We start from the raw sequence: 13600 nt of genomic DNA, 5'->3' as shown, positions 1-13600 counted from the left end.
TGAGGACTCCAGCCTGCAGACCAGCTTCGTCCTCGACGACACCGCACTGAACGCCTCCTGAGGCGACGCGGAGCCACGCCTACGCCTTCGCCGGGGAGCCGGCCAGCCCCTCGGCGAAGGCGTGCGCCCGCTCCAGGTCGGCCGGGCCGGGCAGCCCCTTGTTGAGGCCGCCCACGAGCCTGAACGGGAGGAAGGTGTCGAAGGCACGGCAGGAGAACGTGCCGTCCACCTGCAAGCCCTTCTGCCCCAACGCCCGTTCGAGCGGCTGGAAGCGCACCCCCGGCAGGCCGCTGGTCGCGAAGACGAACGCCCGGCCGCGCCCGCCCGCCGGGAGGGCCCGGACGAAGCGGCGCAGCCGCGGGTGGAACCGGCGCAGGTAGACCCCAGAGCCGAAGCCCACAAGGTCGAACCCCGACAGCCGCTCCACGTCGACCTGCTCCGGCTCGACGACCTCGGCCCGCAGTGCCTGCCCCATGGCGTCGGCGATCCGCCGGGTGTTCCCGTGGGACACCGAGGTGCACACGATGAGGGCCTTCATGGCCACGCTCCTTCCGCTGGGTCCGGGCCCGTTGGCCCTTCGTCCACTGATGGGGACAGGACAGCGGCGCGGAACGTGACATCAGCGGCGCACGGGTCAGAGTCTCCTGGCCGAGCGGAAGCCGCGGGCGTAGAAGTCGGTGCCGTCCAGCAGGGCGTGGCCGGCCAGGTCGCCCATGGTCGGGCCGTCGGCCGCGGACCGGCTGGAGTAGAAGCGGGGGCGGCCCGCGTTGTCCGGGCCCAGGTACATGCCGCAGTGGTCGATCACGCTCGGCTGGTCCTTGCGGATGGCGAAGAAGACGAGATCGCCCGGCTGCAGCACGCTCAGATCCGTGGCCTGGGCGCCGGTGTTGGGGATGAGCAGCACCCCGGGCCCGGCGGCGGCGATGGCGTAGGCGCGGCGCGGCAGGCCGACGCCGGCCGTGTTGGTGTTGTGCATGGGGATGCCCATCCGGTAGCCCCACACCAGCCGCTGGAAGCCGGAGCAGTCCGCGTCGCCGTAGCGGTCCTTCTCGGGCTGCGCGTGGGTGCCGTCCGAGAAGGTCCACGGAATGCCGAGGTAGTCGTAGAAGTCGGACTTCTCGTCGTGGTAGCCGAAGTCCAGGGAGCTGGTCACCCCGGGGTTGCGGGGGCCGAAGTGGGCCCGGCCCGCATAGCGCACGCCCGCCGAGTCGTAGTGGCTCGCCGCCCCCGCGCTGCTGTACTCGAACGCCACCCCCAGGACGTCCGGGCTGGTGTCGTGCAGGGCCTTCGGGAACCACTGGGTGAACCAGGCGCTCTTCTCCTGGCCCTGCTTCCAGGCCTTCGGCAGGACCCGCACCCAGGTGCTGGTGGTGACCGTGGCCTGAGTGGTGCTGGGCTCGCTGAAGGTCCGGCTCGGACCAGCCAGCACGGCCGTGCGGGCTCCGTCGGTGAAGACCGCGAGCTGGTTGCCGGAGCCGTCCTGGACCACCGTGCGGCCGGGGGAGCTCTGGCGCTGGAAGCGGTAGCCGGACTGTGTCGTCGGGGCGTCGGACGACGCGTCGGCGCTGCCGAGCGAGGGCCCCGACGCCACGGGCTTGCCCTTGTTGAGCTCGTAACCGAGCACGGCGGCCGTACCGGCCAGGGCGACGCCACCGGCGCCTGCGAGCAGGCGGCGGCGGGAGAGCGGCGAGGACATCGGGACTCCAGGGTCGAGGCTGGACGCCGTCGAGGGTCGGGCGTGGGGGTGGGTCAGGCGGTGGGCAGTGCCCCCAGCAGCAGACCTGCTGCCAGGACAACATAGGCGGCCAGGGTGACCGCCGTGGTGGAGATGATGGTGGCGGCCTTGGGCTGGCGGACGAGCTGGTAGGCGATCAGGCCCGGCACGATGAAGCCCAGCGTCTGCGCGGTGTACAGCAGCGGGAACGCCTGCTGCAGCACCAGCATGACGGTCATCTGCAGGACCACCGCGGTGAGCACCACCGCGGCGAAGAGCCGCTTGCCGTACAGGATCACGACGCGTTGGAGCGCCACCGTCAGCAGGAAGGTCAGCACGGTGACGCCGATGACCAGCCCGAACCGCTGCACGTCGGTGACCAGGGTCAGCGCCAGCCAGCCGGGGGTGATCATGCCGCCCGGCGAGAGGTTGGTGGTGAGGTAGCAGATCAGCGAGAAGACGAGGCCCAGGGCGATACCCAGCGCGGCGGTCTGGGGGGTGACGTTGGCGGGGATCACAGGGCTTCCTCGTGGTGGCGGCTGGTGTCGTGGTGGTCGTCGGTCGTCGGCTGGTTGCCGGACCAGCGCTGGTCCGGGGCCCAGTGCTGCTCGCTGTAGGGCTCGTCGCCGTAGCGCTCGGCGCTCCGGTACTCCTCGGTCGGGTGCTCGTCGGCCCCGTGCTCCTCGGTCCGGTGCTGCCCGCTCCTGTGGTCGTCGCCGAACCAGGACGACGACTGCTGCCGGGGCTGCTGACTTCGGCGACGCTGGAGCTGCAGGGGCAGACGCAGCGTCATGGTGGGCGAGTCCGGCAGCTGGGCGCCGGGCCACGACGCCCACGGGTCCTCGATGCCCTCGGGGAACTCCTCGTACCGGCTCGCGGGGGCGGCCGCCGGGGTGTAGGCGTCGTCCTCCTCGTCGTCCGGCGGCAGCTCGGCCAGGCAGTCCAGGAAGAGCTCGCCCTGGCCGTGGATGTTGCCGACGGCCACCAGGGAGGAGTCCGCCGGCAGCGCCGCGAGCAGGTCGCGGGTGAGCTCCTCGGGGTCGCGCTTGTCGCCGCCCAGGTCGACGATCTGGCCGCGCCAGCCGTCGGGGATGCCGTCGCGCGCGCTCTTGGTCGGATGGCCGATCAGGAAGACCGTCTCCGGGTCCAGATCGGGCACGATCGCGCCCATCTGCCCGTTGCGCTCCACCCGGTCGGGGCGGCAGTTGATGACGACGTTCACCGGTCGGCGGATCGCCCCGAGGTCCAGCAGCTGCTGCACGTTCATCAGCGTGGACTCGGGGTCGTTGGCGGCGAAGACGTTGGCGAAGCGCAGCCGCTTGCCCTCGGGCGTCCGGTAGCGCTCGACCGAGAGCACGCCCGGGTCCGGCGGGGCCTCCCACATGCCGCGCAGCGCGGTCTGCCGCTCGACGCCGAGCAGTTCGGCGACGGCCAGGGCGATGGCGACGTTCTCCTTGAAGGTGAACCAGCTGAAGCCGCGCAGCTCCTCGTCGCTGACGGTCTCCGGGTCCACCGCGACGAGCCGGCAGTTCCGCTTGTCGGCCTCCTCCTGGAGGATGTGCAGCCGGTCGCGCTCGGCGGTGACGCAGACCCCGCCCTCGGGCATGGAGCGCGACAGCGACCGGGCGACGTCGTCCAGCGTCGGCCCCATCTCCGCCAGGTGGTCCTCACGCACGTTGCAGAGCACGCCGATGGTGGAGCGGATCAGCTTCTGCTGGTTGATCTCCTGGAGTGCCGGCATGACCGCCATGCACTCGATCACCAGCGCGTCCGGCCGGTAGACGGCGGCACGCCGCACGATGCCGATCTGCTCCACCACGTTGGCCAGGCCGAACTTGCGGTAGACCGGCTCCTCGGTGGCGTCGGGGTGGATGAACCGGGCGGCGGTGCCGGTGGTCTTGGCGACGGTGACCAGGTCGCCGCCGCGCAGCGCGCCCGCGCACAGACGGGTGATGGAGCTCTTGCCGCGGATGCCGTTGACCAGCACCCGCACGGGTATTTGCTCCAGCGAGGTGTAGTGCCGCCGTTGCTCGACGACGCCGGCCAGGAGCAGCCCGGCGCAGCAGATCATGAGCACGCAGTAGAGGAAGAGCACCGAATCGTTCCTTCGGATCGGTCAGTACCGGGGCGCGGTGGCTGTGGACGCGGTGGCTGAGGAGGACGCGGCGGCATGGCTCCCGGCCACGAGACGTTGACGGATGATCTCCAGGCTTCGGGTGATGGAGCCGACCTCGTCGTGGTGCACGGGGTACAGCACGGTCTTGCGGTCGCCCGAGGCCAGTCTCTCGGCGATGCCGGCGAGTTCGCGCAGCGGTCGCACGACGACCACGAGCAGCCAGCCGAGGCAGATCACGGACACGGTCAGGCCGATCATGCCGACCAGCATGGTCAGGTGCTGGGTGCGGTTGGCGCTCAGGTCGAGCCAGGCGACCGGCTCGGCGCTGACGACCTGCCAGCTGGGCTGGCGGGAGACGCCCGGGATGGCGGCGACCGCGGCGCTGGCCGCGATGGCCGTGCCGTCGGAGGTGGGCGCCAGGGTGTGTGCGGGCTGGGACGGGTTGTTGACGGCGAGGTCGGTCAGCGAGGAGTCGGGCAGGTCCTGGAAGGCCTTGAACCCGGCGGCGGAGCCGATCACCTTGTGCCGGGCGTCCACCAGCCAGACGTGACCCATCCCCGCGTGGTTCAGGATGCTGTTGAGGTACGTGGTGTCGAACTCGCCCACGACGGCGACCGGCCCGCGGGCCCCGAGGGCGGTCGGCTTCTTCACGAAGGCGGCCGCGCTCTTGGGCACGCTGGCGTAGACGGCCATCGACGGCACCTTGCCGCCGGTGTTGAGCTGCAGCACGCCGTCACCGTCGGGCACGGAGTGGAGCTGGTGACGCGGGCTGCTGCCCACCCGGGTGATGACGGCGCCGTCCTGGGCCAGCACGTACAGCGTGCTGTAGCGCCCGTGCTCCTTCAGCGTCCGGTTGAGCAACTGCTTGATCTGGTCGGAGCTGCTCAGGCTGCCGATGGCGGTGGCGATCCCGGCGACGTCGGTGGAGCCGGTGGCCAGGCTGCTGCTGATGCGGCCGGCCGCGGAGACGGTGCGCAGCTGCTGGTCGCTGATCATCTGGGCCGGGACGGTGTTCGTGGCCGGGCGGTCGACGAGGAAGAGCAGCGGCACGGACCAGGCCAGCAGGAGCACACCGCACAGCACGACCAGGGCGCGGGCGCCGAAGGACCGGCGCAGCGGCTGGAACTCCTGCGCGGAGGCCCCCAGCTGCTGGACCCGCAGTGCCTCCAGGGCGTGGCCGATCCGTGCGGACTCCCCCAGCCGCGGCTGCGGAGCCGGGCGGGAGAGGTCGGCGCGGGCGAGCCGGGCGCCGCCGAGGTGCAGCCGCAGCAGCGGTCGCTGGAGCCCGAGCACCAGCAGGGCGGTGATCATGAGCGTGGCGACGAGCAGGGACGCGGCGGCGGTCAGGGCCACCAGCGTGTTGCCGGTGACGGCGGAGGTCTGCGCGGTGCTGACGGCGACCACGGCGACCAGGTGCAGGGAGTCCGCGCTGCCATCGGCCTGTGACGCGACGTCGGCCCAGCCCGCGACGGTCCGCTTGCCGCTGACGAGGCTGCCGAGCAGGAAGCCGGAGGGCCGCGTCGTGCTGTTGATGTCGCCCTGCTGCGCCGAGGCCGAGGCGACGTCGGCCGGGATGCGGCGGTCCTGGGTGGTCGTCAGGGCGGGGCCGGTGGTGGCGACCACCTTGCCGTGCTGGTTGACGAGCTCCACGGTGCGGGTGAGGTCGCCGCCGGGAGCCTGGACCGAGAGGACGTCGGAGCCCACCAGGAGGCGGGTGCCCTGGCCCGGCAGGTCCACCGAGGCGAAGGCGAGCAGCCTGGTGTCCCCGCTCTTCAGGGTGACCAGCTTCGGTGCGATGGTGTCGCCCGCGGCGACGCCGGTGACCGCGCCGGCCGGGAACTTCTCGCCGGAGACGGCCAGTTCCTTGCCGGTGGCCGGGTCGACCAGGGCCGCCCCGCGCCAGTGGGTGCCGAGCGAGGTGAAGATCTTCAGGTAGGCGGCGTCGTCGGCGGCCTGCGCCCCGGCGAGCGCGGTCGCGGACTCGCGCACCGCCGCCACGTCCTGGTTGACGGAGGCGCGGATCTCGGAGGCGGTGTCCGCGGCGATGTGCTGCTGGGAGGTGAGCACGGCCTGGGGCACGTCCTCGGCCACGGTGGTGCCCAGCGCGAGCATCGCCAGGGCGACCACGGCGAGCAGAAGGCAGAGCAGCACGGCGATCGGCGGCCGGACGCCGCCGAGCAGCGGCATGTCGGCCCGGAGCCGGGTCTTGTGCCGACGAGGTCGGTTGCGGACGATCGGCGACGGCTGCCCCGGCGTCACGGCGGGCGTGGACAGGGTATTCACCTCTGGATCAGGGAGGGCGCGGCTCCTCGCCAGGGCGTTCATCTGCCCGAAGCTAGCGAGCTCACAGGCACAAAAGCGTCACATGAGTGGCCCCTTCCTACCAGACTTTGTCGACACGTTCGAGGCTGTGCGATTTCTGTGCGAAGAGATGTCAGTAGGTATGTCCTGATTGTTCGTATATTCCGCTCTGCCTTTGAACCGGTGAGGGTACGCGAAGAGAACTGGCCTAGACTCCCGATGCATCACCCCTTGTCCGCTCACCCCCGCCGCAGAGGTGCCACTCCATGACGACCACCGATCTCGGTCCCCTCTCGGCTGAGGCGGGCGGCCGGCGGGCCCACCGGGCGCGCCGCCGCGCCGCCGAGCGTACGCCGGGCTGGGTCGTCGCAGGTCTCGTCCTGGTCTGCCTGCTGGCCGCCTACCTGTACGGCTGGGGCATCAGCGGCACCTCACTGCACCCGTACTACACCGCGGCCGTGCGCTCCATGGCCTCCAGTTGGCACGCCTTCCTCTACGGCGGGCTGGACCCGAGCGCCAGCATCACCGTCGACAAGCTCCCCGGCTCGCTGTGGCTGCAGGCGCTGTCGGTCAGGATCTTCGGCCTGCACGTCTGGGCGGTGGCGCTGCCGCAGGCGGCCGAGGGCGTCGCCACGGTCCTGGTGCTCTACCGGGTCGTCAGCAAGTGGGCCGGCGCCGTCAGCGGTCTGCTGGCAGCCCTGCTGCTGGCCGTGACGCCGATCGCCACCGCCCTGGACCGGCGCAACATCGCCGACACGCTGCTCACCCTGCTGCTGGTGCTGGCGGCCGGCAGCATCATGAACGCGGTGCGGACCGGCGGGCTGCGTCCGCTGATCGCCGCCGCCGTGTGGATCGGGCTCGCCTTCCAGGCCAAGATGCTCCAGGCCTGGATGGTCCTGCCGGTCTTCGCCCTGGTCGCCCTGTACGCGGCGCAGGGGGATCTGCGACGGCGCGTCAGGAACACCGTCGTCGCCGGTCTGGTCGCCCTGCTGACGTCCTGCGCGTGGATGCTGTGGGTCCTGGTCACACCCGCGGGGAGCCGCCCGTATCTGGACGGGACGACGGGGAACAGCCCCTTCGCGCTCGTCTTCGGCTACAACGGCCTCTCCCGCTTCGGCAGCGGCGGCGTCGGGAACACCGCCGGGTTCGGCAGCGTGGCGGGCACGGCCGCCAGCCGCCCGGTGGGCGGCTCCGGCTGGACGGTGCTGGTCAACCACACCGCGGCGCCGCAGATCAGCTGGTTCCTGCCGATCGCCCTGCTGGGTCTCGGCATCGGCCTGGTCTGGCGGCGCGGCGAGCCGCGCACCGACCAGCAGCGCGCCGGCTACCTGCTCTGGGGCGGCTGGCTGGCCATCAACACCCTGGTCTTCGGGGCGTCCTCCGGCATCCACGACTACTACCTGGTCGTGCTGGCCCCCGCGATCGCCGCGCTGGCCGCGGCCGGCCTGACCACGGCCTGGGCCGCCTACCGGGAGGGCGGCGACCGAAGCCGCGCCCTGCTCGCGGCACTGCTTGTCAGCGTGCTGTGGGCCGCGGTCGTCAGCTCCAAGTACAAGAGCTTCAACGTCTGGCTCGTCCCCGTCGTCGGCCTGCTGGCCCTCGCCGCCGCGGCGGGTCTCGCCCGGGGCGGAAAGGCGGCGCGCCCACGGATCGACGCGGTCACCGCGGCGGCCGCCGCGACGGGGCTGCTGGCGGTCGTCCTGGCCCCCCTCGTGTGGTGCTTCTCCGTGCTCGACCCGCTGTACGCGGGCAGCGCGACGTCGCCGCTGGCCGGCCCTGTCGGCATCGGCTACACGCAGCTGCTGCACCACCAGGCCGGCTCGCCCGTCGGCTTCGGCGCCCCCTCGGGCCGCTACGGCAAGCTGCTGACCTACCTGGAGCAGAACCGCGGCACCACCCACTACCTGGTCGCCACCCAGAGCGCCGAGCCCGCGGAGCCACTGCTGCGCGCGACGTCGGATCCGGTCCTGGTGACCGGCGGCTTCACCGGGAACACCCCGTTCCCGTCCGCGCAGGACATGACCTCGCTGGTGCAGCAGGGACAGCTCCGGTACGTCATCACGACGTCCATCAGGCCGAAGACCGACGCGAGTCGCTGGGTGACCGCACACTGCACGCTGGTCTCGCCGATGGCCTACGGCGAGGCGACCAACGGGACGACCTCCCTGTACGACTGCCGCAGCCAGCACTGACCCCCGCCGGGCCCTCTCGACGGAACGTCAGGGCCCTTGAGTCAACGCGCGTCAGCGGCGGTACTGTGTGCGGAATCCGATCGCCCGGTCGTGATCGGAACGAAAAACCGAAAAGGGGGTTCCATGCACCACCGTCGCCCGCGCCCGCGCCGTCGACTGATCGCCAGAGCGGTCGGCACCACGGGCCTGCTGGCCATCGTCCTGGGAGCGGGCGTCGCGCCCGCGATGGCGGCCGGGAAGACGTCCGGCAAGCCCACGGCTTCCGGGTTCTCGCCCGACGACGACACGCCCTGGGCACCGCAGAACGACGAGGCGCCGCTCCAGCACCAGGCCGTCAAGCCGGCGACCCCGGGCGTGACCGCCCACCGCGTGGGCATGGCCCCCCAGCAGCTCAGCATCCCCGCACCGACCGGGCAGTACGGCGTGGGCACGTTCAGCATGCACCTCGTCGACAAGTCCCGCACCGACCCGTACGTGCCCGGCACCAGGCCGCGCGAGATCATGGTGTCCGTCTGGTACCCGGCGTCCTCCACGTCCGGGCACTACGCGGCGCCGTACATGCCGTCCCTCTCCGGTGCCGACTTCCTCGCCTCCCGCGGCCTGAACACGCAGGAGGTGACGCTGCCGACGACCGCCGGCCACGTGCTCGCCCCCGTCGACACCAAGCTCGGCAAGCTTCCCGTCCTGCTCTACTCGACCGGGCTGCACTCGGACCGTTCGATGGGCACCGCCCTGGCCGAGGACATGGCCAGCCGCGGCTACATCGTCGTCACGGTCGACCACACGCACGACGCCAACGAGGTGCAGTTCCCCGGCAGCCGGGTCGAGGTCGACACGATGCCGTCCAACGCGCACTCCTCGGACACGCTCGCCGTGCGCGCCGCCGACATCCGCTTCGTCATCAACCAGCTCCAGACCATCGCCAACGGCGGCAACCCGGACGCCGACCACGCCACGCTCCCCAAGGGGCTGGCGGGCGCGGTGGACATGTCCCACATCGGCATGTTCGGCTGGTCGCTCGGCGGTGCGGCGGTCGACACCGCCATGCAGCTCGACTCGCGGATCAAGGCCGGGGCCGACCTGGACGGCCAGTTCTTCGGCTCGGCGCCGAGCAAGAACCTCAACCGCCCGTTCCTGCTCTTCAGCTCCGCGACCCACAACCGCAACGACGACTCGTCGTGGCGCACCCTGTGGTCGCACCTGACGGGCTACCACCTCGACATCCAGCTGGCGGGCGCGGCGCACCTGTCCTTCAGCGACAACGAGGCCCTGGTCCCGGAGTACGCGCGCCTGACCGGGGAGTCCCCGTACCAGGTCCAGCAGCAGTTCGGCACGATCGACCCGGACCGGGCGATCCAGGTCCAGCGGGTCTACCTCGCGGCCTTCTTCGACCAGGAACTGCGCGGCCACCACAGCACCCTGCTCGACGGGCCCAGCAAGACCTACCCGGAGATCGGGTTCGTCCACTGACGGTAGGACCCCGCGACCGTGCGTGACGGCGCGAAACCGGAGGGCGGCCCCGCGCGGGGCCGCCCTCCGGCATGTCCGGGGTTGTGGCGCCGGGGAGTTGGCCGCCCGATCCCGTAGGCTCGGCGGATGGCGAAGTACTTCGACGTGCATCCGCAGAATCCGCAGCAGCGCATCCTCGACAACGTGGTCGACCTGATCCGGTCCGGCTCGCTCGTCGCCTACCCGACGGACTCCTGTTTCGCCCTCGGCTGCCAGCTGGGCAACCGCGAGGGCCTGGCCAGGATCCGCTCGATCCGGCACCTCGACGACCGCCACCACTTCACGCTGGTGTGCCAGAACTTCGCCCAGCTCGGGCAGTTCGTGCACGTCGACAACAACGTGTTCCGCGCGATCAAGGCGGCGACGCCCGGCAGCTACACCTTCATCCTGCCCGCGACCAACGAGGTGCCGCGGCAGCTGCTGCACCCGAAGAAGAAGACGGTCGGGGTTCGCATCCCGGACCACGTCGTCACCCAGGCGCTGCTGGCCGAACTGGGGGAGCCGCTGCTCTCCAGCACGCTGCTGCTGCCGGAGGAGGACGAGCCGATGACGCAGGGCTGGGAGATCAAGGAACGGCTCGACCACGTGGTGGACGCGGTGCTGGACTCGGGGGACTGCGGGACCGAGCCGACCACGGTGATCGACTTCTCCGGCGGCGAGGCCGAGATCGTCCGCCGGGGCGCGGGCGACCCCTCCCGGTTCGAGTAGGAGCGGATTCCTGCGCTCGCCGCGGTCCCGCCTAGGCGCGGTGCAACGGGGTAAAGACTACTTATGGGCAGATTCGGCCACTTTTGGGTGCGAGGGAGCCCCGCGCGGTCGGCCTCGCCCAGCGGAGGGCCCGGACGGCGGCCCGCACGACGACCCGGTCGGCGCCGGGGCTGGAGCGTCGCGGGCCAGGCGTTCGTGTGGCAGCTGACGGTCCTGCTGCTGCTCGTGGTGGCCGCGACGATCGCCCTGGCAATCAAGACCACGCACGACGCCCAGAGCGACGCCCGCGACCGGGCACTCGCCGTCGCGGAGGGCTTCGCCCACGCCCCCGGCCTGGTCCAGGCCCTCCAGTCTCCCGATCCCACGGCGGAGCTCCAGCCGCTCACCCTGGAGGCCCAGAAGGGCTCCGGCGTCGACTTCGTCGACGTGCTCAGCAAGGACGGGATCCGGTACACCGACCCGGAGCCGCACCTGATCGGCCAGCGGGCGCAGGGCGACATCGCCCGGGCGGCCGCCGGGGAGTCCTTCACCGAGATCTTCAAGGGCTCCCCGCAGAACGCGGTCCGCGCGCTCGTCCCCGTCAAGGACGCCCAGGGCAACGTGGTCGGACTCGTCACCACGGGCGTCCAGACCACCGACGTCGCGGCCACCGCGGACCGCCAGCAGCCGCTCCTGATCGCTCTGGCGGGGGGAGCGCTGGTGCTCGCCGCGGGCGGGGCCCTGCTGGTGAGCCGGCGGCTGAGCCGCCAGACCCACGGCCTCGGTCCGGTCGAGATGACCCGGATGTACGAGCACCACGACGCGGTGCTGCACAGCGTGCGCGAAGGCGTGCTGATCCTCGACGCCGACCAGCAGCTGGTGCTCGCCAACGACGAGGCGCAGCACCTGCTCGGCCTGTCCCCGGACGCCCAGGGGCTGCCGCTGGACGAACTCGGCCTGGAGCCGGGCATGGCCGAGCTGCTGGGGTCCGGGCGGACCGTCACCGACGAGGTGCATCCGGCCGGTGACCGCCTACTGGCCGTCAACTTCCGGCCCACACAGACCCGCAGCGGTCCCTCCGGATACGTGGCGACCCTGCGGGACACCACCGAGCTGCTGACGGTGGCCGACCGGGCGGAGGAGGCGCGGGAGCGGCTGAAGCTGCTCTACGACGCGGGCATGCGCATCGGCACCACCCTGGACGTCGCCACCACGGCGCAGGAGCTGGCGGACGTGGCGGTGCCCAGGCTCGCCGACTTCGTCAGCGTCAATCTCGTCGAGGACCTGCTCAGCGGCAGCGAGCCGGCCCCGGGGCCGGTCACCGGGGCGGTGCTGCGCCGGGTGGCCCACCGGTCCGTCCTCGACGGCGCGCCCGAGGCCGTGGTCGAGGTCGGCGAGGCCGACTTCTACACCGACGCCTCGCCGCAGGCCCACTGTCTGGAGACCGGCCGCTCCGAGCTGCACCAGGTGGAGGACCGGGCCATCGGCGTGTGGCTGGCCCAGGACCCCGCCCGCTCCGCGACCTGCCGGACCTACGGGATCCACTCGTGGATGGTGGTCCCCGTCATCGCCCGCGGCACGACCCTCGGCGTGGTGGAGTTCCTCCGCTCCCGGCACCCCGACCCGTTCGCGGCCGACGACCTGACCCTGGCCGAGGAGCTGGTCGCCCGGGCCGCCGTCTGCCTGGACAACGCCCACCGCTTCGCCCGCGAGCACACCGCGGCGCTGACCCTCCAGCACAGCCTGCTGCCGCGGCGGCTGCCGGACCAGTCCGCCGTCGACGCGGCCTTCCGGTACCTTCCGGCCGACCCCCGGCTCGGCGTGGGCGGCGACTGGTTCGACGTGATCCCGCTGTCCGGCGCGCGGGTGGCGCTGGTCATCGGCGACGTGGTCGGCCACGGGCTCCAGGCGTCCGCGACCATGGGCCAGCTGCGCTCCGCCGTGCGGACCCTCTCCGACGCCGACCTCCCGCCCGACGAGCTGCTCACCCACCTCGACGACCTCGTCATCCGGCTGGCCGCGGACACGGACACCGACACCGCGACCGGCGCGGAGCGCACCCCCGTCGCGGACGTCGGCGCGACCTGTCTGTACGCCGTCTACGACCCCGTCTCGGGCCGCTGCTCCCTCGCCCGTGCAGGACACCCGCCGCCCGCGGTGGCCCACCCCGACGGCAGGGCGACGGTCCTGGAGCTGCCCGCCGGGCCCCCGCTCGGTCTCGGCGGGCTCCCCTTCGAAGCCGTCGAGACGGTCCTGCCCGAGGGGAGCCTGCTCGCGCTCTACACCGACGGCCTGATCGAGAACCGGCAGCGCGCGATCGACGCCGGGCTCGACTCCCTGCAGCAGGCGCTGTCCGTCGCCGCCGACGGCGGTTCGCTGGATGCGCTGTGCGACCGGATCGTCACCACGCTGCTGCCGGAACGGCCCGCGGACGACGCCGCGCTGCTGGTCGCCCGGGTGCGGCGTCTGGGCGCCGACCGGGTCGCGACGTGGGACGTGCCCGCGGACCCGGCGGCGGTCGCCGGCCTGCGGTCGGAGGCGAACCTCCGGCTCGCCGCCTGGGGCCTGGACGAGGCCGGTTTCGTCACCGAGCTGGTCCTCAGCGAGCTCGTCACCAACGCCATCCGGTACGGCCGCGAGCCCATCCAGCTGCGGCTGATCCACCCGGAGCCGCTCGCCGCCCAGGGAGGCGCGCCCGTCCGCACCCTGATCTGCGAGGTCGCCGACGGCAGCGGCACCGCCCCTCACCTCCGCCGCGCCCGCACTTTCGACGAGGGCGGCCGCGGCCTCCTCCTCGTCGCCCAACTCACCCAACGCTGGGGCACCCGCCAGACCGCCAACGGCAAGACCATCTGGTGCGAACAGACCCTCCTTCCGGACCCCTGAGGCTCGCATCCGCGGCCTCGCCCGGCCCTCAGCCCACGGGGCTGCGGCCGTCCTCGCGCAGGAGCCGTGTGGTCACCGCCCCGCCGCCGCGCGCCCGCGCGGTGGGCGCGATGCCACCGGAGCCGCCTCACGTGGCACAGGGCCGCCCCCTCTGGGGGCAGGCGACCCCCGAAGCCGCGCATCCCACTCGGCGGG

At 72.4% G+C, this 13600-nt stretch carries 9 protein-coding genes; 4 read left to right on the top strand and 5 right to left on the bottom strand.

Going from position 1 to position 13600, the window contains the following annotated elements:
- Positions 1 to 79: 79 nt before the first annotated feature.
- The 5 genes from TR49_RS34720 to TR49_RS34695 all read right to left on the bottom strand — a co-directional run bounded on the left by TR49_RS34720 (position 80) and on the right by TR49_RS34695 (position 6113).
- Positions 80 to 538, bottom strand: a complete 459-nt coding sequence (locus TR49_RS34720; protein ID WP_042389187.1) for a flavodoxin family protein — start codon at positions 536 to 538, stop codon at positions 80 to 82.
- Between the two features lie 96 nt (positions 539 to 634).
- Positions 635 to 1696, bottom strand: a complete 1062-nt coding sequence (locus TR49_RS34715) for an NlpC/P60 family protein (protein ID WP_042389172.1) — start codon at positions 1694 to 1696, stop codon at positions 635 to 637.
- 53 nt (positions 1697 to 1749) lie between these two features.
- The gene (locus TR49_RS34710; RefSeq protein WP_042389169.1) at positions 1750 to 2232 is read right to left on the bottom strand and encodes a poly-gamma-glutamate biosynthesis protein PgsC/CapC; all 483 of its coding nucleotides are present in this window, start codon (positions 2230 to 2232) and stop codon (positions 1750 to 1752) included.
- Positions 2229 to 3809, bottom strand: coding sequence for a poly-gamma-glutamate synthase PgsB (pgsB, locus tag TR49_RS34700; protein ID WP_084725731.1), 1581 nt, complete (start codon positions 3807 to 3809; stop codon positions 2229 to 2231). Before pgsB ends, TR49_RS34710 begins: the two co-directional genes overlap by 4 nt.
- Before the next feature lie 21 nt (positions 3810 to 3830).
- The gene (locus TR49_RS34695; protein ID WP_052434905.1) at positions 3831 to 6113 is read right to left on the bottom strand and encodes a HAMP domain-containing protein; all 2283 of its coding nucleotides are present in this window, start codon (positions 6111 to 6113) and stop codon (positions 3831 to 3833) included.
- Between the two features lie 284 nt (positions 6114 to 6397).
- Between TR49_RS34695 and TR49_RS34690 the strand changes: the two genes are divergently transcribed.
- The 4 genes from TR49_RS34690 (at position 6398) to TR49_RS34675 (ending at position 13405) form a co-directional block, all read left to right on the top strand.
- The gene (locus TR49_RS34690) at positions 6398 to 8323 is read left to right on the top strand and encodes an ArnT family glycosyltransferase (RefSeq protein WP_042389168.1); all 1926 of its coding nucleotides are present in this window, start codon (positions 6398 to 6400) and stop codon (positions 8321 to 8323) included.
- A 123-nt stretch (positions 8324 to 8446) separates the two neighbouring features.
- Positions 8447 to 9793 carry an alpha/beta hydrolase family protein gene (locus TR49_RS34685; RefSeq protein WP_236653661.1) on the top strand — a complete coding sequence of 449 codons (1347 nt, stop codon included), beginning with the start codon at positions 8447 to 8449 and terminating at the stop codon, positions 9791 to 9793.
- Positions 9794 to 9919: 126 nt separating this feature from the next.
- Positions 9920 to 10540, top strand: a complete 621-nt coding sequence (locus TR49_RS34680; RefSeq protein ID WP_042389165.1) for an L-threonylcarbamoyladenylate synthase — start codon at positions 9920 to 9922, stop codon at positions 10538 to 10540.
- Positions 10541 to 10603: 63 nt separating this feature from the next.
- On the top strand, positions 10604 to 13405 hold the full coding sequence (locus TR49_RS34675) for a SpoIIE family protein phosphatase (RefSeq protein ID WP_084725729.1): 2802 nt from the start codon (positions 10604 to 10606) through the stop codon (positions 13403 to 13405).
- The last annotated feature ends 195 nt before the right edge of the window (positions 13406 to 13600 follow it).

The sequence above is a fragment of the Streptacidiphilus melanogenes genome (genome assembly GCF_000787835.1).
GTDB classification, from domain to species: Bacteria; Actinomycetota; Actinomycetes; order Streptomycetales; family Streptomycetaceae; genus Streptacidiphilus; species Streptacidiphilus melanogenes.
Note: the sequence above shows the minus strand (reverse complement) of the source record. Positions and strands in the feature narration are given on the sequence as shown.